Annotated in this window: 19 protein-coding genes and 1 tRNA gene; 7 read left to right on the top strand and 13 right to left on the bottom strand. The window is 70.3% G+C overall.

The genetic code is table 11. The features are described 5' to 3' along the window. Position 1 precedes the first annotated feature (1 nt). The 3 genes from ABXS86_RS00155 (at position 2) to ABXS86_RS00145 (ending at position 3511) form a co-directional block, all read left to right on the top strand. Complete coding sequence (locus ABXS86_RS00155; RefSeq protein ID WP_353665238.1) at positions 2 to 1396, top strand: class II fumarate hydratase; 1395 nt, start codon at positions 2 to 4, stop codon at positions 1394 to 1396. Between the two features lie 79 nt (positions 1397 to 1475). Then, the gene (locus tag ABXS86_RS00150; protein ID WP_353665237.1) at positions 1476 to 2858 is read left to right on the top strand and encodes a HAMP domain-containing sensor histidine kinase; all 1383 of its coding nucleotides are present in this window, start codon (positions 1476 to 1478) and stop codon (positions 2856 to 2858) included. Beyond that, complete coding sequence (locus ABXS86_RS00145) at positions 2855 to 3511, top strand: response regulator transcription factor (protein WP_307212301.1); 657 nt, start codon at positions 2855 to 2857, stop codon at positions 3509 to 3511. The genes ABXS86_RS00150 and ABXS86_RS00145 overlap by 4 nt, the downstream gene beginning before the upstream one ends. 359 nt (positions 3512 to 3870) lie before the next feature. Here ABXS86_RS00145 and ABXS86_RS00140 read toward each other — a convergent pair whose 3' ends face one another. Then, complete coding sequence (locus tag ABXS86_RS00140) at positions 3871 to 5232, bottom strand: PhoH family protein (RefSeq protein WP_144835287.1); 1362 nt, start codon at positions 5230 to 5232, stop codon at positions 3871 to 3873. A 261-nt stretch (positions 5233 to 5493) separates the two neighbouring features. Further along, complete coding sequence (locus ABXS86_RS00135; protein ID WP_307212305.1) at positions 5494 to 6276, bottom strand: isoprenyl transferase; 783 nt, start codon at positions 6274 to 6276, stop codon at positions 5494 to 5496. Positions 6277 to 6429: 153 nt separating this feature from the next. Here ABXS86_RS00135 and trhA point away from each other — a divergent pair, with 153 nt between their 5' ends. Further along, the gene (gene trhA / locus ABXS86_RS00130; RefSeq protein WP_353666208.1) at positions 6430 to 7122 is read left to right on the top strand and encodes a PAQR family membrane homeostasis protein TrhA; all 693 of its coding nucleotides are present in this window, start codon (positions 6430 to 6432) and stop codon (positions 7120 to 7122) included. 80 nt (positions 7123 to 7202) lie between these two features. Here trhA and ABXS86_RS00125 read toward each other — a convergent pair whose 3' ends face one another. Next, on the bottom strand, positions 7203 to 7478 hold the full coding sequence (locus ABXS86_RS00125) for a hypothetical protein (RefSeq protein ID WP_144835291.1): 276 nt from the start codon (positions 7476 to 7478) through the stop codon (positions 7203 to 7205). A gap of 63 nt (positions 7479 to 7541) precedes the next feature. Between ABXS86_RS00125 and ABXS86_RS00120 the strand changes: the two genes are divergently transcribed. Continuing rightward, positions 7542 to 7937, top strand: a complete 396-nt coding sequence (locus ABXS86_RS00120) for a DUF4307 domain-containing protein (RefSeq protein WP_353665236.1) — start codon at positions 7542 to 7544, stop codon at positions 7935 to 7937. Between the two features lie 106 nt (positions 7938 to 8043). Further along, a complete protein-coding gene (gene greA / locus ABXS86_RS00115; protein WP_353665235.1) occupies positions 8044 to 8535 on the top strand; it encodes a transcription elongation factor GreA in 492 nt (163 codons plus the stop codon). Positions 8536 to 8778: 243 nt separating this feature from the next. On the opposite strand, the gene ilvA is transcribed toward greA, so the two are convergent. Both ilvA and ABXS86_RS00105 read right to left on the bottom strand, forming a co-directional pair. Beyond that, the gene (ilvA, locus tag ABXS86_RS00110; protein ID WP_353665234.1) at positions 8779 to 10008 is read right to left on the bottom strand and encodes a threonine ammonia-lyase; all 1230 of its coding nucleotides are present in this window, start codon (positions 10006 to 10008) and stop codon (positions 8779 to 8781) included. Continuing rightward, complete coding sequence (locus tag ABXS86_RS00105; RefSeq protein ID WP_307212313.1) at positions 10005 to 11195, bottom strand: AI-2E family transporter; 1191 nt, start codon at positions 11193 to 11195, stop codon at positions 10005 to 10007. Before ABXS86_RS00105 ends, ilvA begins: the two co-directional genes overlap by 4 nt. Before the next feature lie 71 nt (positions 11196 to 11266). Here ABXS86_RS00105 and ABXS86_RS00100 point away from each other — a divergent pair, with 71 nt between their 5' ends. Continuing rightward, positions 11267 to 12508, top strand: a complete 1242-nt coding sequence (locus ABXS86_RS00100; RefSeq protein WP_353665233.1) for a winged helix-turn-helix domain-containing protein — start codon at positions 11267 to 11269, stop codon at positions 12506 to 12508. Positions 12509 to 12547: 39 nt separating this feature from the next. Here the strand turns inward: ABXS86_RS00100 and ABXS86_RS00095 are convergent, their stop codons facing one another. The 8 genes from ABXS86_RS00095 to ABXS86_RS00060 all read right to left on the bottom strand — a co-directional run bounded on the left by ABXS86_RS00095 (position 12548) and on the right by ABXS86_RS00060 (position 20090). Next, entirely contained in the window at positions 12548 to 13117 is a 570-nt protein-coding gene (locus tag ABXS86_RS00095; protein WP_144835306.1) for a LemA family protein, read from the bottom strand. A gap of 113 nt (positions 13118 to 13230) precedes the next feature. After that, positions 13231 to 13303, bottom strand: a tRNA-Leu gene (locus tag ABXS86_RS00090). A 309-nt stretch (positions 13304 to 13612) separates the two neighbouring features. Continuing rightward, positions 13613 to 15013, bottom strand: coding sequence for an NAD(P)/FAD-dependent oxidoreductase (locus tag ABXS86_RS00085; protein ID WP_251509411.1), 1401 nt, complete (start codon positions 15011 to 15013; stop codon positions 13613 to 13615). 8 nt (positions 15014 to 15021) lie between these two features. Next, complete coding sequence (locus tag ABXS86_RS00080) at positions 15022 to 16338, bottom strand: S8 family serine peptidase (protein WP_353665232.1); 1317 nt, start codon at positions 16336 to 16338, stop codon at positions 15022 to 15024. Further along, positions 16335 to 16853, bottom strand: coding sequence for a DUF501 domain-containing protein (locus ABXS86_RS00075; RefSeq protein WP_353665231.1), 519 nt, complete (start codon positions 16851 to 16853; stop codon positions 16335 to 16337). The genes ABXS86_RS00080 and ABXS86_RS00075 overlap by 4 nt, the downstream gene beginning before the upstream one ends. Positions 16854 to 16904: 51 nt before the next feature. Further along, the gene (locus tag ABXS86_RS00070) at positions 16905 to 17555 is read right to left on the bottom strand and encodes an FtsB family cell division protein (RefSeq protein ID WP_353665230.1); all 651 of its coding nucleotides are present in this window, start codon (positions 17553 to 17555) and stop codon (positions 16905 to 16907) included. 165 nt (positions 17556 to 17720) lie between these two features. Then, a complete protein-coding gene (gene eno / locus ABXS86_RS00065) occupies positions 17721 to 19001 on the bottom strand; it encodes a phosphopyruvate hydratase (RefSeq protein WP_094733999.1) in 1281 nt (426 codons plus the stop codon). A 399-nt stretch (positions 19002 to 19400) separates the two neighbouring features. Next, positions 19401 to 20090, bottom strand: a complete 690-nt coding sequence (locus ABXS86_RS00060) for an O-methyltransferase (RefSeq protein WP_353665229.1) — start codon at positions 20088 to 20090, stop codon at positions 19401 to 19403. Between the last annotated feature and the right edge of the window lie 11 nt (positions 20091 to 20101).

Here is a 20101-nt window from a genome sequence, read left to right as displayed (position 1 = left end):
CGTGACCGACATCGAGTACCGCATCGAACACGACACCATGGGTGAGGTGCGGGTGCCCAAAGACGCGCTCTACGCCGCGCAGACCCAGCGCGCGGTGGAGAACTTCCCGATCTCGGGGAAGGGGCTCGAGTCGACGCAGATCGCCGCCCTCGCGCGCATCAAGAAGGCCGCGGCCCTCGCCAACAAGGAGCTCGGCACGCTCGACGGTGCGATCGCGGATGCCATCGCCCAGGCCGCCGACGAGGTCGTCGCCGGAACGCACGACGCGCACTTCCCGGTCGACACCTACCAGACCGGTAGCGGCACCTCGTCGAACATGAACATGAACGAGGTGCTCGCGACCCTCGCGACCCGCATCCTCGGCGACACCGTTCACCCCAACGACCACGTCAACGCCTCGCAGTCGTCGAACGACGTCTTCCCGACCTCGGTGCACATCGCCGTCACCCAGGCGCTGATCACCGACCTCATCCCGGCGCTGCAACACCTCTCGACCGCCCTCGAGACCAAGGCCGACTCCTGGAAGGGCATCGTGAAGTCGGGTCGCACCCACCTCATGGACGCCACCCCCGTCACCCTCGGCCAGGAGTTCGGCGGCTACGCCCGCCAGATGCGCCTTGGCATCGAGCGCGTCGAGGCCGTCCTCCCCCGCGTCGGAGAGGTCCCCCTCGGCGGCACGGCCGTGGGCACCGGCATCAACACTCCGCTCGGCTTCCCGCAGAAGGTCATCGAGCTGCTCGCGGCCGAGACCCAGCTGCCGATCACCGAGGCGAAGGACCACTTCGAGGCCCAGGCCAACCGCGACGGCCTCGTCGAGGCATCCGGAGCCCTCCGCACCATCGCGGTGTCGCTGACCAAGATCAACAACGACATCCGCTGGATGGGCTCGGGCCCGAACACCGGTCTCGGAGAGCTGCACATCCCCGACCTGCAGCCCGGCTCCTCGATCATGCCCGGCAAGGTCAACCCCGTCGTCCCCGAGGCCACGCTCATGGTGTGCGCCCGCGTGATCGGCAACGACGCCACCGTCGCCTGGGCCGGCGCCTCGGGCTCGTTCGAGCTCAACGTGGCGATCCCCGTTATGGGCACCGCGCTGCTGGAGTCGATCCGCCTGCTCTCCAACGCCATGCGCGTGCTGGCAGACAAGACCATCGACGGCCTCGAGGCCAACGTGGCGCGCGCCGAGGCGTTCGCCGGCATGTCGCCCTCGATCGTCACCCCCCTCAACAAGGTCATCGGTTACGAGGCCGCGGCGAAGATCGCGAAGCACTCCGTCGCCAAGGGCATCACGGTGCGCGAGGCCGTCATCGACCTCGGCTACGTCGAGCGCGGCGAGATCACCGAAGAGGTGCTCGACGCCAAGCTCGACCTGCTGTCGATGACGCACCCGGGCTGAGCCGCCCCCGCACGATCACGACGCCGAGGCGCGCCATAATCGAAGGATGAGCCCCGCGACGAGACCTCTCTCGACGCGGGTGCGACTCCTCGGCGCGATCCTCGGCGTCGTGCTGCTCGGGCTGATCCTGGCGGGCGGGGCGACCTTCCTCGTGCAGAGCGAACGCGTCGTCCAGAACGCCCAACGCCAGCTCGACGGGTTCGTCGCGACGGTGTCGTCGAGCGGGGGCAGCGCGGTCGAGCTCGCCTCGGCGGCGATCCCCGGTCGCAGCGACGGCACGGTCGCCCTCGTCGACGGACGGGTGCGGGCCTCGACGCCCTCGCCTCCCGGTCTCGACGTGGCGGGCGACGCCGCCCTGGTCTCGTCGCTGTCCGCGGCCATCGCCGGCGGAGAGCTCTCGGGGCGGGTCGACAGCAGCCACGGTCCGATGATGTACGCCGCGGTGCCCGTGGCCGACGGCGTCGTCGCGCAGCTGATCTCGGTCGACCAGCGCATGGAGCTCGTGACGCTCTCGACCGCCAGCTACGCCGTGACGGGCGCTGTCGTCCTCGTGCTCGTGGCCGTCGCCGGGTGGTTCGTCATCGGGCGGTCGTTCTCGCCGTTGAAGCGCCTGCGCGACACCGCCGACGCGATCACGATCGACCGCATGGGTGCCCGCCTGCGCGCCCACGGCAACGACGAGATCTCCGACCTCGCCACCTCGGTCAACTCAATGCTCGATCGCCTCGCGATGTCGGTCGAGGCGCAGCGCCAGCTGCTCGACGACGTGCGGCACGAGCTGAAGACCCCCATCACCATCGTGCGCGGTCACCTCGAGATGATGGATCCCGCCGACCCGCACGACGCGGCCGAGACGCGAGAGCTCGGCATCGCCGAACTCGACCGGCTGACGCGGCTCGTCGACGACATCGACGCGCTGGCCGACGTCGAGACCGATGCGCTGGCGGCCGAGGTCATCGACGTCTCCGCGCTGACAGACCGCGTTGCGGAGCTGGCGGGAGCGATCCCCCATCACCCCTGGTCCGTCGCCCACCGCGCACGCGTGCGCATCCTCGGCGACACCGACCGCATCGTGCAGGCGTGGCTGCAGCTCGCCGACAACGCGGCGAAGTACACCCCCGCCGGCTCCCCCGTCGAGATCGGCAGCACCGCCGACGACACCACGGCCTATCTCTGGGTGCGCGACCACGGTCCCGGCATCCCTCCCGCCGCCCGCCACCGCGTGTTCCGTCGGTTCGATCGGTTGTCGACGCGTCGCGGTGTCGACGGCTCCGGTCTCGGTCTGTCGATCGTGGACGCCATCGCGAAGGCCCACGACGGGCACTGCTCGGTCTCCGACACCCCCGGCGGCGGCGCGACGGTCACGCTCCACATCCCCGTCACCGGCGTCCGCGCCTCGGCCGCCCTGCCCACCCCGGTGCGCGCCGGCGACGTCGTGCTGCAGAGAGAGGCCACCGGATGACCCGCATCCTCATCGCCGAAGACGAAGAGCGCATCTCGGCCTTCGTCGCGAAGGGACTCGAGGCGGCCGGCTACCAGACCCTGATCGTCGACGACGGCGCCGAAGCCCTCGACACCGCCCTGTCGGGATCGTGCGACCTCGTGCTCCTCGACGTGGGGCTGCCGACGATGGACGGCTTCGAGGTCCTGCGGAGCCTGCGCGGACAGGGGGCGACGATCCCCGTCATCATGCTGACCGCGCGCACCAGCACCCGCGACACCGTGGACGGGCTCGATGCGGGGGCCAACGACTACGTGGCGAAGCCCTTCAAGTTCGACGAACTGCTCGCGCGCGTCCGTCTGCGGTTGCGCGAGCCGGTGACGGTCGGGGCCACGACCCTCGCCCACGGCGACGTCACGCTCGACGTGCTCGGTCGGCGCGCGACCGTCGGCTCGCGCGAGGTGGATCTGAGTGCCCGCGAGTTCGCCCTCGCCGAGGAGTTCGTGCGTCACGCGGGTCAGGTGCTCAGCCGGGAGCAGCTGCTGAGCCGCGTGTGGAGCATGGACTTCGACCCCAACTCCAACGTCGTCGACGTCTACGTGCGCTACCTGCGGGCGAAGATCGGCGCGGCCCACATCGTCACCGTCCGCGGGGCGGGCTACCGCTGGGAGTGACGACGGAAACCCGAAAACCCCCGGTGGGGGAACCGGGGGTTCAGGGAGATGCGTCCGGTGGTCTTCCGACTCACCCGAAGAGCGGTGACCTGCGCGTGACGCTCTCGTTCCAGGGGATCCGCCGAGGCGGCGGCGGGGTGTTCCCCGCCTGTGCTTCCACCCTGACGGGCATTCGTGAGATCACGGGGAGCCGCAGATGAGAACCCTCTCATCTACGGACACTCGCGCCCGCCGAAGACCGGTGCGCACCCCAGGGTGACGAGGGAGTTCCCGGATGCCACCCCGCCCGACACCAGCGCCCCTCGCCCCGCACGACGAAGGGCCGGGACGCCGCGGCATCCCGGCCCTCCTCGATCTCGTCAGGACAGCTCGCCGGCCTCCAGCAGCTCGGTCACGAGCGCGGCGATCGCCGAGCGCTCCGAGCGCGTGAGGGTGACGTGCCCGAACAGGCCGTGGCCCTTCAGCGTCTCGATCACCGAGGCGACGCCGTCGTGCCGACCGACCCGGAGGTTGTCGCGCTGGCCCACGTCGTGCGTCAGCACCACGCGGGAGTTCTGGCCGATGCGGCTCAGCACCGTCAGCAGCACGTTGCGCTCCAGGGACTGCGCCTCGTCGACGATCACGAACGCGTCGTGCAGCGACCGACCGCGGATGTGGGTCAGGGGCAGCACCTCGAGCAGGCCGCGAGCGAGCACCTCCTCGAGAACGTTGCCCGAGACCACCGACCCGAGCGTGTCGAAGACGGCCTGACCCCAGGGCCCCATCTTCTCGGCCTGGTCGCCGGGGAGGTAGCCGAGCTCCTGACCGCCCACGGCGAACAGGGGGCGGAACACGATGATCTTCTTCTGCTGCTGGCGCTCGAGCACGGCCTCCAGGGCCGCGCAGAGGGCGAGGGCCGACTTGCCGGTTCCGGCGCGACCGCCGAGCGACACGATGCCGACCTCGGGGTCGAGAAGCAGGTCGAGGGCGATGCGCTGCTCGGCGGAGCGGCCGTGCAGTCCGAAGGCGTCGCGGTCGCCACGCACCAGGCGGTACTCCCCCTTACCGGTCACGCGCCCCAGCGCCGATCCCCGCTCGGAGTGGATGACGAGGCCGGTGTTCACCGGCAGACCCGCCACGGCGGGGCTCACCCCGACCTCGGTCTCGTACAGGTCCGAGATCTCGTCGCCCGAGAGGTCGATCGTGGTGATGCCGGTCCAGCCCGAGTCCATCGCCTGCTCGGCGAGGTACTCCTCGGTGCTGAGACCGAGCGATGCCGCCTTGACGCGCATCGGCAGGTCTTTCGACACGACCGTGACCTCGGCGCCGTCTTTAGCGATGTTCATCGCGACCGCGAGGATGCGACTGTCGTTGCCGCCGGTGCGCATGCCCGAGGGCAGAACGGAGGGGTCGGTGTTGTTCAGCTCGACGCGCAGCGTGCCGTCGTCTCCGACCGGCACGGGGAAGTCGAGGCGGCCGTGCTCGATGCGGAGTTCGTCGAGGTGGCGCAGGGCCTGCCGGGCGAAGTAGCCGATCTCGGGGTCGTGACGTTTGCCCTCGAGTTCCATGATCACCACGACGGGGATCACCACGGAGTTCTCCGCGAAGCGGAAGAACGCCCGGGGGTCGCTCAGCAGGACGGAGGTGTCCAGGACGTACGTGCGCAGGGCCTGATCGGCTCCGGCTTCGGACTCGGTGCTCTCGACGACGTGACGCTGGTCGTACGGTGCTCGTGCAGTCACAACCCACTCCCGACCCGGGTGTTTCACCCGGTTTTCACGAGTCGACCTGTGGGTCACGAGTCGCGATCCGAAGGTCGACTCGACCGGACTCCGTGTCCGATGTGATCACCGTACGACTCCGCGACACCCACGAGGGTCGTTAACACGCCGCGAATATGACGAGTTCGTGAACAGCGCGTTCGCGCGTCTCGCAGCCGTGAAGTAGTTCACCGGATGCCGCTCCAGCGCCCTCGCGCGCGGCCGGGCGGGGCCGGCTGGGCTCTACTGACCGAACCGGCGGTCGCGCGCCGCGAAGTCGCGGATCGCGCGGAGGAAGTCCACCTCGCGCAGGTCGGGGCCGAGGGCCTCGACGAAGTAGAACTCCGAGTGGGCCGACTGCCAGAGCAGGAAGTCGCTGAGCCTCTGCTCCCCCGACGTGCGGATGACGAGGTCGGGATCCGCCTGGCCGCCGGTGTAGAGGTGCTCGCCGATCTGCTCGGGGGTGAGACTCGCGGCGAGCTCTTCGAGCGATCCGCCCGACTCGTCGTGCTTGACGATGATCGAGCGCACGGCATCCACGATCTCGCTCCGCCCGCCGTAGCCGACGGCGAGGTTCACGTGCAGACCCTGGTGGCCGCGGGTGCGCTCCGTCGCCTCGTGCAGCACCTCGGCGAGCTCGGGCGGCAGGCCCTCGGCGCGACCGACGTGCTGGACGCGCCAGTTCGGCTCGTGCGAGAGCTCTCCCGCGAGCTGCGCGATGATCTCGAGCAGCTCCTGCAGTTCTTTGCTGTCGCGCTTGACGAGGTTGTCGTTGGAGAGCAGGTAGAGCGACACGACCTCGATGCCGAGGTCGTCGCACCAGCGCAGGAATTCGTGCATCTTCGCCGCGCCGGCTCGGTGCCCGTGCGCGGCGCTGTCGTAGCCGAGCTGGCGCGCCCAGCGACGATTGCCGTCGATCATCATCGCGACGTGGTGCGGCACGGTGGTCGGCATGCGCCGGCGCAGGCGCGAGATGTAGAGACGGTAGAGAGGACCCCGCCCCTCGTTCTTCCGCTCGCGCGCCACCCGCCTACGCTACCGCGTCGAGGCCTTCGCCTCGTATCCCGGGTGGTCGATTCCTGGGGGAAGGGTGAGCATCGGTTCATGTTCCCTGCCGTGCATGGGAGCAGACGTAATGTCGGAAGGGTGACGAGTCCCATCCCGGCCGACGGCCCCGACATGCCGCAACTCCCCCTCCTCGAAGCGGGAGCCCTCGGCGCGCAGCAGGACATGAAGCCGACCTGGCGCGGATGGATCCACGCCGGCACGTTCCCGGTCGCGATCGTCGCCGGCATCGTCCTGATCGCGCTCGCCCAGGGCACGCCCGCCAAGTGGGCCGCGGCGGTGTTCATGGTGACGTCGATGCTGCTGTTCGGCAACTCCGCGCTGTACCACCGCTTCACCTGGAAGCCGAGGACGCTGGCGGTGCTCAAGCGCATCGATCACGCCAACATCTTCCTGCTGATCGCCGGCACGTACACCCCGCTCGCGGTGCTGGCCCTGCCGACGCCCAAGACCACGCTGCTGCTGTCGATCGTGTGGGGTGGGGCGATCCTCGGCATCCTGTTCCGCGTCTTCTGGATCAACGCGCCGCGCTGGCTCTACGTCGCGCTGTACCTCGCGCTCGGCTGGGCCGCCGTGATGTACCTCGGCGACCTGCTGGCGGCGAACGTCGCGATGATGGTGCTCGTCGTCGTCGGCGGGCTGCTGTACACGGCCGGGGCGATCGTCTACGCCCTCAAGAAGCCCAACCCGTGGCCGGGCCATTTCGGGTTCCACGAGATCTTCCACGTGTGCACCGTGCTGGCGTTCCTCTGCCACTGGACGGCGTGCCTGCTCATCTCGCTCGCCCCCGCGTACCACGGGGGCTGATCCCGCCCCGCGTCACGCGCGAGTCCGCGGTCACGCGCAGGTCGAAGAGGGCTCCGGATGCCGGGAACCCCGACGACGGCTCAGCTGCGGGGAGCGGCCGGGTCGATGTCCTGGTCGTCGACCGTGCTGGCGTTCTCGGCGGCGCGGGCCTGCTCCTCGGCATCCAGCTCGGCGTTCACTTCCTCGCGGTAACGGCCGCGGCGGATGCGACGCAGCATGTCCCACACGAGCAGGAAGACCGCGACGCCGATGAAGGCGATCGCGGCGAAGCCGAGTGGCCCGGGCGTGACGATCGACTCGTCGGGGGTGACGACCGGGGAGGGTGTGGTCGCAAGAGCGACGATCACGGGAAGCATGGAGTCCTTCGGTCCGGGCGGAAGCGCGTAGCCTGGAAGTCCAGCCTAAAGCCCGGAGAGACCATGACGACGCAAGCCCTGCTCGATGACCGCTACGGGCGCACGCGCTCCCCGCGGCGCCGCATCCTGGGCTGGACGATCGTCGCGGTCCTGGCACTGAGCGCGATCGGCTACCTCGGGTGGACGACCTTCGCCAGCAGCGCTGCCTCGGTGACCGCCACCGACACCGGCTTCACCGTCGAGAACGACAAGTCCGTGTCGGCCACGTTCCAGATCACCGGCCCCACCGGACAGCCTGTCGCCTGCGCCCTCGAGGCCCGCGACGAAGAGCACGGCACCGTGGGCTGGCGGGTCGTGGAGTACCCAGCATCCGAGGATCACACCCGCGCCTTCACCGAGGCGATTCCCACGCTCTCACTGGCGACGACGGGTTTTGTCAACGCTTGCTGGGTCCCGTAGACTCGTAGGTCAGGAAGCGCCCCGGCTCGATGCCGGGGCGTTCGACATATCCCCCGCCGACGGCCCGAAAACGCATCGCCGTCAGCGCCTCGACGAAGGAGTAACCGTGTCCAACGACGCTCAGGTGACGTTCCTCACGCAAGACGCCTACGACCGCCTCCACAACGAGCTCGAGCACCTCTCGACGACGGGTCGCGAAGAGATCGCCAAGCGCATCGAGGTCGCACGCGAAGAGGGAGACCTCAAGGAGAACGGCGGCTACCACGCCGCCAAAGACGAGCAGGGCAAGCAGGAAGCCCGCATCCGCACCCTCCAGCAGCTGCTCAAGGACGCCAAGGTCGGCGAGGCCCCCGAGAGCCACGGCGTGGTCGAGTCGGGCACCGTCGTCACCGCGATCGTCGCCGGCGGCGAAGAGAAGTTCCTGCTCGGCAACCGCGAGATCGCCGCGAACTCCGAGCTCGACGTCTACAGCGAGGCGTCCCCCCTCGGTGCCGCCATCATGGGGCTCAAAGAGGGCGACACGGGCTCGTACACCGCGCCCAACGGCAAAGAGATCTCGGTCGAGGTCGTGAAGGTCGAGACCTACTCGGGTCAGTGACCCGCTGACTTCTCGCGAGCCGCTCCCCCGTCGTCGGGTGGGCGGCTCGCGGCGTTTCCGCGGACCTCGCGCGTTCGGGGCGGATTCCGTCGTTCGGGGCGGATGATTCTCGCCCCGAACGGCGAAATGCGCCCCAAACCGCGCGACGTGCGACACCGGCCGCGCCCTCCGGCGCACGCCCGTCGCACGCACAGCCCGCGAACCGCGCCCGTGTCAAGACGAGACCGGCGAGGCGCCGGGCGCTCAGTTCGGAACGACGGTCGCGATGAACCCGGCGTCTTCGAGCGTCTGGATCACGAGGGCGCGGTGCTCCTCGCCGCGCGTCTCGACGCTCAGCTGCAGGATGACCTCGCTGATCTGCAGGCCCTGCCCGTGGCGCGTGTGCAAGACCTCGATGACGTTCGCGCCGACGCCGGCGAGCAGCTCCGACACGCGGGCCAGCTGCCCGGGACGGTCGGGGAGCGGGATGCGCAGCGACATGTAACGACCGGATGCCGAGAGCCCGTGCGCCACGACGCGCTGCAGCAGCAGCGGGTCGATGTTGCCGCCCGAGAGGATCGTGACCGTGGGGCCACTGGCCTTCACCTTGCCCGCGAGGATCGCGGCGACGCCGACGGCCCCCGCGGGTTCGACGACCTGCTTGGCGCGCTCGAGCAGAACGAGCAGCGCTCGCGCGATGTCGTCCTCGGTCACGGTGACGACCTCGTCGACGTACTGGCGGATGAGTTCGAACGGCAGGTCGCCCGGGCGGGCGACGGCGATGCCGTCGGCGATCGTCGGGGTCGTCTCGACCTGCATCGGATACCCCGCGGCGAGCGATGACGGGTAGGCCGCGGAGTTGTGCGCCTGCACGCCGATCACGCGCACCGTCCGTCCCTCGGCGGCCGCGCGGGCTTTGACGGCCGCGGCGACGCCCGCGGCGAGGCCTCCTCCGCCGATCCCGACGATCACGGTCTCGAGGTCGGGCATGTCTTCGACGAGCTCGAGTCCGAGCGTTCCCTGACCCACGATGATGTCGCGGTGGTCGAAGGGGTGGATCAGCACGGCGCCCGTGCGCTCGGCGAACTCCGCCGCGAGGCGCAGGGGCGTCTCGACGGTCGCGCCTTCCAGGATGACCTCGGCCCCGTACCCCCGCGTCGCGAGCAGCTTGGGCACGGGAACGCCCAGAGGCATGAAGATCGTCGCCGAGATGCCCAGCTGCTGCGCGGCCAGGGCGACCCCCTGCGCGTGATTGCCGGCGGATGCCGCGACCACGCCTCGCGCGCGCTCCTCGGCGGACAGCCGCGAGAGGCGGTAGCTCGCCCCGCGGATCTTGAACGACCCCGTGCGCTGCAGGTTCTCGAGCTTGAGGTTCACCGGCACGCCGAGGAGCTCGGTCAGGTGCAGGGACTCGTCGAGAGGCGTGCGCGTGATGATGCCGCGCAGGTTCTGCGCGGCATCTTCGAACTCGGCCAGAGTGGGAGTGTCGTTCATGATCTCCTTCCGCGCTCGCGCGGGACGGTCCGCCAGATGAGATCCGGGGATGCGAGGGGGTCGCCGGTGCGCTGCCAGGCCTTTGTGCTGAGGTACACGGCCACGACGTTGACGAACGCCGCCAGGGGCACCGCGAAGAGGGCGCCGGCGATCCCGCCGACCATCGCCCCACCCGCCACGACGAGCACGACCGCGAGGGGGTGCACCTTCACGGCGGAGCCCATGAGGATCGGCTGCAGGATGTGGCTCTCGATCTGCTGCACGGCCAGCACGACGATGAGCATGAACAGGGCGATCAACGGGCCGTTGTAGACCAGGGCGATGAAGACGGCGAGGGCTCCGGTGGCGACGGCTCCCACGAACGGGATGAACGCGCCGAGGAACACCAGCACGGCGATGGGGATCGACAGCGGCACGCCGAGCAGGAAGGCACCGAGGCCGATGCCGACCGCGTCGATCGTGGCGACGAGAAGCTGCGTGCGGGCGTAGCTCTTCACGGTGCGCCACCCCGCGCGACCGGCGCCGTCGACGGCGGGACGCGCGACGCGGGGGAACAACCGGGTCGTCCAGCGCCAGATGCCGCCGCCGTCGGCGAGAAGGCAGAGCAGGATGAACAGCGTCAGCAGCACGCCCGTGCCGACGTGGCCGATCGTCGTGCCGATGGCCAGCGCGCCGGTCCAGAGCACTTCCGCCTGCTGCTGCAGGAAGGTCCCCGCCTGCCGCAGGCCGTCGTCGATCTGCTGGGCGCTCAAGTGCAGCGGGCCGTCGATGAGGTACTGGCGGAACTGCGTGACGGCATCGACCGTGCGCTGGCGCACCGAGCCGAACTCGCGCGTGATCTGCCAGACGGCCAACCACACCAGCCCCGAGATGACGGCGATCGTGCCCAGAACCGTGACGACGATGGCCAGCCACTTCGGCCACCGATGGCGCAGCAGGAACGAGAAGGCCGGCCACACCAACGCGGTGATGAGCACCGCGATGAGAAGCGGCACGACCAGCAGCTTCAGCTGGATGACCACGAACACCACGACGGCGAGAGCAGCGGCGATGACGAGCAGACGCCACGCGTAGGCGGTCGCTTGGCGCAGCGCGGGCGGCACCGGAGGCTGCAGGTCGCTCGAGACGGTGCGCCGCTTGAGGGCGTCGAGGAACGATCCGCGAGGTTCGGGATCGGTGCCGCTCATCCCGTCAGCCTACCGCCGCCCTCCGACGTGGATCGCCGAGCATGTCGGAGGTCGCCGATACGGTGACAGACATGACCACGACGCTCCGCCGTGCCGATGCGCGCCGCATCGCCCTGGCCGCTCAGGGCTTCGCCCGCCCCCGGCCCGACGCGGTCGGCACGCGCCAGATCACCGGCGCCCTACATCGCATGCGCATCCTGCAGATCGACTCGGTCAACGTCTTCTCGCGCTCGCACTACATGCCGTTGTTCGCACGCCTCGGGGCGTACGACACCGCACTGCTCGACAAGCTCGCCTTCGCCCGTCGTCCGTCGTGGGTGGAGTCATGGGCCCACGTCGCCTCGCTGGTGTCGGTCGACGACTGGCCGCTGCTGCAGTTCCGGCGCGACGACCTCCGGGCCAAGTACGGGCACGACGCCTGGGCCGAGGCCAACCAGCCCCTGCTGCAGTGGCTGCGCGACGAACTGGCCGATCGCGGGCCCCTGCGGCCGGCCGAGATCGACCACGACGCGCGCAGCGGATCGCGGGGCTCCTGGTGGGGCTGGGACGACGTCAAGAACGGCCTCGAACGCCTGTGGCTGTTCGGCGAGGTCGCCATCGCGGGGCGCCGCGGCTTCGAGCGGCGCTACGCCCTGGCATCCGACGTCCTCCCCGCCTCCGTCCTCGACACGGCGGTCCCCCGCACCGAGGCCATCCGCGAGCTCGTCCGGCGCGCCGCCATGGCGTATGGCGTGGCCACGGCATCCGACCTCGCCGACTACTGGCGCATCCGAGACCGTCCCGCCGTGCTCGCGGGCATCCGCGATCTCGTCGACAGCGGCGAGCTTCTGCCGGTCGAGGTCGACGGGTGGCTCATCGCCGGGCGCCCGGCGAAGGCCTGGCTGCACCGCGACGCCGCCCGCCCGCGACGCATCGATGCGGCGGCGATCCTCACCCCCTTCGACCCGGTAGTGTGGTTCCGCGATCGCGCCGAGAGGCTGTTCGACTTCGACTACCGCATCGAGATCTACACGCCCGCTCCCCAGCGCCGGTTCGGCTACTACTCGCTGCCCGTGCTCGTCGGCGACGACGTCGTGGGCCGCATCGATCTGAAGGCCGATCGCGCCGAGAGCGCGTTGCGCGTCCAGTCGGCCTGGTGGGAGCGCGGAGCACCGCCCGAGGCCGCGGAGCGCGTGGCCGCCGAGCTGCGTACGGCCGCCCGCTGGCAGGGCCTTGAACGCGTCACCGTCTCACGCTGGGGCGACGCGGCCGACCAGATCGCCGGAGCGCTGCGCGCCGACCGGCACGATCACCCCGACGGGCGCGCCGACTGAAACGCGCCCCCTCTGCCGGAGCGGAGGGGGCGCGTGAGGTCAGAACTGCACGCGTGGCGGTTCCGAGATGGCGGCGCCGTCGACCACCTCGAAGAACTCGCGCTCGTGGAAGCCGAGCTGGCGCGCGAAGAGGTTGTTGGGGAACACCTTGATCTTGGTGTTCAGCTCGCGGACACCGCCGTTGTAGAACCGGCGCGACGCCTGGATCTTGTCTTCGGTGTCGACGATCGAGTGCTGCAGCTGGAGGAAGTTCTGGCTGGCCTGCAGCTGCGGGTACGCCTCGGCGACCGCGAACAGCGACTTCAGCGCCTGCTGCATGTGGCCCTCGGCGACACCCGCCTCGGCGGGGCTCTGCGCCGAAAGCGTTTCGGCACGCGCCCGGGTGACGTTCTCGAAGACGGCCTTCTCGTGGGCGGCGTAGCCCTTCACCGTCTCGATGAGATTGGGCAGAAGGTCAGCGCGCCGCTTCAGCTGGACGGTGATGTCACTCCACGCTTCGTCCACGCGCACGTTGAGCGCGACGAGGGCGTTGTAGGTGGCCCACAGGTAGATGCCGGCGATCACCAGAATGCCGACGATCACGATGACCGGTACGAGCCACTCCCACATAAGTCCCCACACTCCGTTCGAGAGATTGCCCTTCAGTGTAACCGCGGGGTGACGGAGGTTACGGAGCCGGGTGAGGACTCCCAGGCGATGCGGAGAGCGCTGTATCGTTCGCGTACCCCCGGTGGGACTCGAACCCACACTGAAGCGATTTTAAGTCGCCTGCCTCTGCCATTGGGCTACGGGGGCCCGTGCTCCACCGTATCGCGGGGCGGCCGCGCGCCCGCCGTCCTGCGGACCGCACTTCCGACACGCCGAACCCGGATGCCGCGACCCGGCGTGTCCCCCACGGCATCCGCACGACGGCCCCGCCACCCCGCACACCGCGCCACCCGCCGTCCCGCGGACCGCGACACCGACACGCCGAACCCGGATGCCGCGACCCGGCGCGTCCCCCACGGCATCCGCACGACGGCCCTGCCACGTCGCCCCGCGGCATCCGGAAACGACGAGACCCCCGCACCCACAGGGGGACGGGGGTCTCGGACGCGCGAGAGATTACTTCGCGGCGACGGGCTCGGCCTTCTTGTCGGCCGGGGCAGCCGCAGGCGCGGGAGCGTCGGCGGCGGGAGCGGCCGGACGCGGACGCGCGGCGAATTCCTCGAACGCGGCGCGCGGCTTCTGCACGGCCTCGAGGTTGACGACCTCGCGGCCGTGGAAGAAGTTCTGCATCCAGTCGCCGATCACGCGGAACTTGCGCTCCCACGTGGGCATGGCCAGGCCGTGGTAACCGCGGTGGGCGAACCAGGCGATCAGACCCGTGAGGGCGATGTTGCCAGACTGGAACGCACCGTTGTAGAGGCCCAGGCCCGCGACGGCGCCGAGGTTCTTGTGGTTGTACTCCTTGGGCTGCTCGCCGCGCAGCACCGCCACGATGTTCTTCGCCATGAGCTTGCCCTGACGCACCGCGTGCTGGGCGTTGGGGACGCAGAAGCCGCCCACGCCACCACCCGAGAGGTCGGGGACGGCCGAGACGTCACCGGCGGCCCAGGCACCCTCGACGATCTCGTCTTCGGTGCCGACGCGCAGGTCGGGGCGGGTGCGGATGCGACCGCGCTCCTCGACGGGCAGGTCGCTCCCGCGCACGACGGTCGGGTTGGCCATGACGCCTGCCGTCCAGATGATGAGGTCGGTGGGCAGCTGCTCACCGGTCGACAGTTCGATGACACCGTCGACGGCGCCCTTGACCTGCGTGTCGAGGTGCACGAACGCACCCTTCTTCGCGAGGTCGGCGAGCACCCACTCGCTCGTCTTCTGCGACACCTCGGGCATGATGCGACCCATGGCCTCGATGAGGTGAAAGTGCGTGTCTTCGAACGCCAGCGTCGGGTAGAACTTCAGCAGCGACGAGGCGTACGCGCGCAGCTCGGCGAAGACCTCGATGCCGGCGAAGCCACCGCCGACGACGACGACGGTCAGCAGGCGGTCGCGCTCGGGACCGGCGGGCAGAACGGACGCCTTGTCGAAGTTCGAGGTGAGGCGGTCGCGGATGGCCACGGCCTCTTCGATCGTCTTGAGGCCGATCGCGTTGTCGGCGATGCCCGGGATCGGGAACGTGCGCGAGACGGCGCCGGCGGTCACGACGATCTGGTCGTAGCTCTGCGTGAAGGTCTCGTCGCCCTCGATCGGGGTGATGGTCGCGGTCTTCGAGGCGTGCTCGATGCCGGTGACCTTGCCCGCGATGACCGTGGTGCGCTTGAGGTGGCGGCGCAGACCCACGACGACGTGGCGCGGCTCGATCTCGCCGGCTGCGACCTCGGGGAGGAACGGCTGGTACGTCATGTACGGCAGCGGGTCGACGAGGGTGACCTCGGCCTCGCCGCGGCCGAGGAGCTTCTCGAGCTTCCAGGCGGTGTAGAAACCTGCGTAGCCCCCACCGACGATGAGGATTCTGGGCACGGTAGTTGTCACGATGGGAGGGACTCCTCGTTTGTGGTGCGGCTCGGCTCGCGGGAGACGCGCGCCTGTCGAATTCGCCGGGCAGCAGCAGTGACGCCGAGCGCAATCATTATAGCCGCGACGGTGGCACCCGCGAGCGGCAACGATCCGTAGAGAACGCTATCGCGCGAGGGCAGCAGAGGCGAACCGGCGGCGGGCGCCGCTTCCACGGGGGGCAGGGCTGGGATGACGACGGGTGACGACGTCGGCTCGGGTGCGGGCTCGGTGTCGGCCCGACGGTAGAGGCGGATCCACTCCTTGAGGCTGCCGAGGGGGTTCTCGGTGACGCTCGGCACGCGCGCCGACACCGCCGCGGCGGCATCCACGAGTCCGTACCCGTACAGCTTGTCGGGCACCGACGAGGCGCCGTTGGCAGGCTTGGCGGTCTCGATCAGGCGGGCGAGCACGTTGTTGGCGTCGAGGTCGGGATGCGCCGACCGCACGAGCGCGGCGATGCCGGCCACGATCGGGGCCGCGCCGCTCGTGCCGTTCCACCCGACGAGCGTCCCGTCTGCCGAGACACCCACGAGCCGCTCGCTGGGGGCCGACAGTCCGATCGTGATGCCCTGGGTCGACGCGTCGTTGCTCGCGACGCCGTTGGGATCGACGCCGCCCACGGCGAGCACGCCCGGGATCGTGGCGGGCGCACCGACCCGGTCGGTCCCGCTCCCCCGGTTGCCGGCGGCGACCACGACGACGACGTCGTGATCGAAGGCGTACTCGAACGCGGTGTCCCAGCTGGTGTCCCAGTCGAGGGTGTTCGTGGTGAGCGAGAGGTTGATGATCGTCGCGCCGTTGTCGACCGCCCAGCGCATGGCGTCGGCGATCTGCTCGGTGAAGGGCTTGGCGGTCGAGTTGCCGAAGCCGACCGAGATCGACAGCAGTTCGGCCTCCGGCGCGACGCCGATCATGCCGCGGCCGTTGCCGGTGCCGCGCGAGGCGGCGAGCGAGGCGACCCAGCTGCCGTGGTTGGAGTCCACCGCGCCGACCGGGGTGCGCCCGTCGGCTGCGCCGACCCCCGACACATCGGTGCCGCCGACGACGGCCCCGCTGAACTCGGCGGGCCCGCGGCCGATTCCGGTGTCGATGATCGCGATCTTCTGGCCCGCGCCGCGCGTGGTCTTCCACGCCTCGCGCACGCCGTACTGGTCGAGCCAGTACTCCGAGGCGCGTACCGAGTCGGTCGGGTCTTCGGGCACCGGGTTGGCCGGTGCGGGCGTCGCCGTCGCACCCGTCAACACCGCCACGAGGATGACGGATGCCAGGGCTGCGGCGACCCGCTTCATCCGCCCGCCCCGGGGCTCTCGCAGGCGCAGCGCTCGGGCGACCAGGTACCGCGGGCGAGCGCGCGGTCGCCGATCGGGTTGACCCCCGGGCCGGCCGCGAGCGCGTGCCCGGCGAGGGCGTGCAGGCACTTCACGCGAGTGGGCATTCCGCCCGCGGAGATGCCCGCGATCTCTTCGGGCTCTCCGTAGGCGGCGCGATCGCGCAGGTACGCCTCGTGCGCGCGCACGTACGCCGCCTGCAGCTCTTCGTCTTCGGCGAGCTCGTCGGAGAACTCCTTCATGACGTGGCCCGCTTCGAGCACCGACATCGCAGCCGTCGCGGCCGGGTGCGTCAGGTAGTAGAACGTGGGGAACGGGCTGCCGTCGTCGAGCCGCGGCGAGGTTGCGACCACCGTCGGGTTGCCGCACACGCACCGCGCGGCGATGCCCACCACTCCGCGCGGGACGCGCCCCAGCTGCGCCTGCAGCACGGCGAGGTCGACGTCGGAAGCGGGGGGAAGCGTTGCGGTACTCATCGCTCTCAGGGTACCCGGGCTCGGCGACACTCCGCCGAGCGTGCGCCGGGCTCAGCCTGCGGGCGGGGCGTCGGTGGGCGCGGGGTCGGGCACGCCGATCGTGGGGGTCGTGGGCACCGCGACCTGGGCCGCGCCCGAGGCGGCCACCGAGCGGACCATCTGCGCCATCCAGTCGGTGTGCGTCTGGCCGACGTCCTGGCTGACGTCGTCCTGCTCCTGCGGCGTCGCCGAGGCGGGGAGGTCGTTGTCGATGAGGTAGACCACCTCGCCCGGGAACGTGTAGCCGAGCCGCTCCCGCGCCTGCGTGCGGATGTAGGCGGGGTCCGACCACCGGTCGCGCTGGGTCTGCAGGTCGGCGACCTCCGACTGGCTGAGCTCGACCGCGCTGCGCAGGGCCTGGATCTGCTGGCGCTGGTCCATGTAGGTGCCGACGGTCGGAACGAGCACGAACGTGCCGAGCACCACCAGGCCGAGCATGATGACGACGAAGCCCGAGACGCGCACCTTGCCCAGCCACTCGCGCACGTCGACACGACGGCCGGTCGCCTGCGGAGCCGAGGGACGCGACGAGGTCGGTCGCGTCGAAGCGGGGCGTGAGGCGGACGAACGGGCGGACGATCCGGCGCGCGGCGAAGCAGTCTTCTTCGCCTTCGGGGCGTCGGATGCCGCGGGGCGGCGGGGAGGCAATGTCGGTCGATCCACGGCATGCTCCCTTCCTCGTCCCGGCGCGCACGTCATCGGAACCCGAGCGAGTCTACGTCGCGGGGCCTCGGCGGCTCGCGGACGCGCCGCGTCTCGGCATCCGTTCAGCCGGAAACGACGAAGGAGGGGGAACCTCTCGGCTCCCCCTCCTCGATGGTCGGTCGATCAGCCCTTGAAGCGGGGGAACGCCGAGCGGCCCGCGAAGACCGCGGCGTCGCCGAGGTCCTCTTCGATGCGGAGCAGCTGGTTGTACTTCGCGACGCGCTCGCTGCGCGCGGGGGCACCGGTCTTGATCTGGCCCGCGTTCACGGCGACGGCGAGGTCGGCGATCGTGGTGTCCTCGGTCTCGCCGGAGCGGTGCGACAGCATCGAGGTGTAGCCCGAGCGGGTGGCCAGCGAGATCGCGTCGAGCGTCTCGGACAGCGTGCCGATCTGGTTCACCTTGACCAGCAGCGAGTTGGCGACGCCGAGGTCGATGCCCTGCTGCAGGCGCTTCGGGTTGGTGACGAACAGGTCGTCGCCGACGAGCTGGACCTTGGAGCCGATGGCATCCGTCAGCTTCTTCCAGCCGTCCCAGTCGTCTTCGGCGAGGGCGTCCTCGATCGTGACGATCGGGAAGTTCGCGACGAGGTCGGCGAAGTAGTCGACGAGCGTGTCGACGCTCCACTCCTTGCCCTCGACCGTGTACACGCCGTCCTTGTAGAACTCGGTGGCGGCGACGTCGAGGCCGACGGCGATGTCCGTGCCGGGGGTGAAGCCGGCCTTCTCGATCGCGCGGATGAGGAAGTCGAGGCCCTCGCGGTTGCTGGGCAGGTCGGGGGCGAAGCCGCCCTCGTCGCCGAGGCCGGTGTTGTAGCCGGCCGACTTCAGCTCGCCCTTGAGGACGTGGTAGACCTCGGTGCCCCACCGCAGCGACTCGCCGTAGGTCTCGGCGCCGATGGGGGCGAGGAAGAACTCCTGGAAGTCGATGCCGTTGTCGGCGTGCTCGCCACCGTTGATGACGTTGAACAGCGGAACGGGCAGCAGGTGCGCGTTGGGTCCGCCGAGGTAGCGGAACAGGGGGAGGTCGGCGCTGTCGGCGGCGGCCTTGGCCACGGCGAGCGAGACGCCGAGGATGGCGTTGGCGCCCGTGCGCGACTTGTTCTCGGTGCCGTCGGTCTCGATGAGGATCTCGTCGATGATGCGCTGCTCGCTGGCCTCGACGCCCTCGATGGCGGGGCCGAGCTCGTCGACGACCGCGGCAACGGCCTTCAGCACGCCCTTGCCGCTGTAGCGGCTCTTGTCGCCGTCGCGCAGCTCGTAGGCCTCGAACGCGCCGGTGGACGCGCCGGAGGGGACGGCGGCCCGCTGGACGATTCCGTCGTCGAGGAGCACCTCCACCTCGACGGTCGGGTTACCGCGCGAATCCAGGATCTCGCGCGCGTTGACAGCCTCGATAAGTGCCACGAAGGACTCCTCGTTGGTTCTTGGGTGGAGAGGGGGCGGAGCGTCGTCGGTCCGTGGTCGAGTCTAGTGATCTCGCTCGGCGGCCGTGGGGCCGGGTCGGGTGCGAGGTGGCTGAGCCTGTCGAAGCCACCGGTACGCGTGGGTCGGGAACGAGGTGGCTGAGCCTGTCGAAGCCACCGGCGCGCGCAAGTCGGGTGCGAGGTGGCTGAGCCTGTCGAAGCCACCGGCGCGCGCGGATCGGGAACGAGGTGGCTGAGCCTGTCGAAGCCACCGGCGCGCGCGGATCGGGAACGAGGTGGCTGAGCCTGTCGAAGCCACCGGCGCGCGCGGGTCGGGAACGAGGTGGCTGAGCCTGTCGAAGCCACCGGTACGCGCGTGGGTCCGGTCCCGTCGACGAGCTCAGGGACCTCTGTGCCCACCGAGGCCTGCCGCCGGATCCACCACGATCGCCACCGCCACCCCGTCCCAGCCCTTGCGGTCGAGGGTCTGCAGCGCCGTGGCGTCGAAGCGGGGGTCGGAGCCGAGCATCAGGATGCCGCGGCGAGCGCCCTGCACCTTACTGTCGGGCGTGTCGGCGTCGGCGACCTCTCCCCCGCGCACGACGTTGTCGAGCACGACGACCGTGCCGGGTCGGCCGAGGCGAGCGGCCCAGTCGAGGTAGGTCTCGTTCGATTCCTTGTCGGCGTCGATGAACACGAGGTCGAACGGCTCCTCGTCGACGAGGGTCGGCAGCACGTCCGCTCCGCGACCGGTGCGCACGTCGACGCGGTCCGCGACGCCCGCATTCGCCAGATTCGCGCGGGCGATCTCCGCGTTGGCCGGTTCCGCCTCGATCGTCACGATTTGCCCGTCCGAGCCGACGGCGCGGGCGAACCAGATGGTCGAGTACCCGCCGAGGGTGCCGATCTCGAGCACGCGACGCGCCCCGGCGATGCGCGTGAGCAGGTGAAGGAACTTCGCGTTCACCGGGGCGACCTCGATCGCGGGCAGTCCTGCGTCGTGCTGGGCGGCGAGCGCGGCCTCGCCCGCGGGGTCGGACCCGACGAGGGTCTCTGTCAGGAACGCGTCGACGTCTTCGTGGGTACGCACTCCCCCAGCCT

Origin of the sequence: Microbacterium sp. che218 (assembly GCF_040436305.1) — a bacterium.
Taxonomy (GTDB): Bacteria; Actinomycetota; Actinomycetes; order Actinomycetales; family Microbacteriaceae; genus Microbacterium; species Microbacterium algihabitans.
The sequence above is the reverse complement of the archived record's forward strand: the minus strand, read 5'-3'. Positions and strand labels throughout refer to the sequence as shown.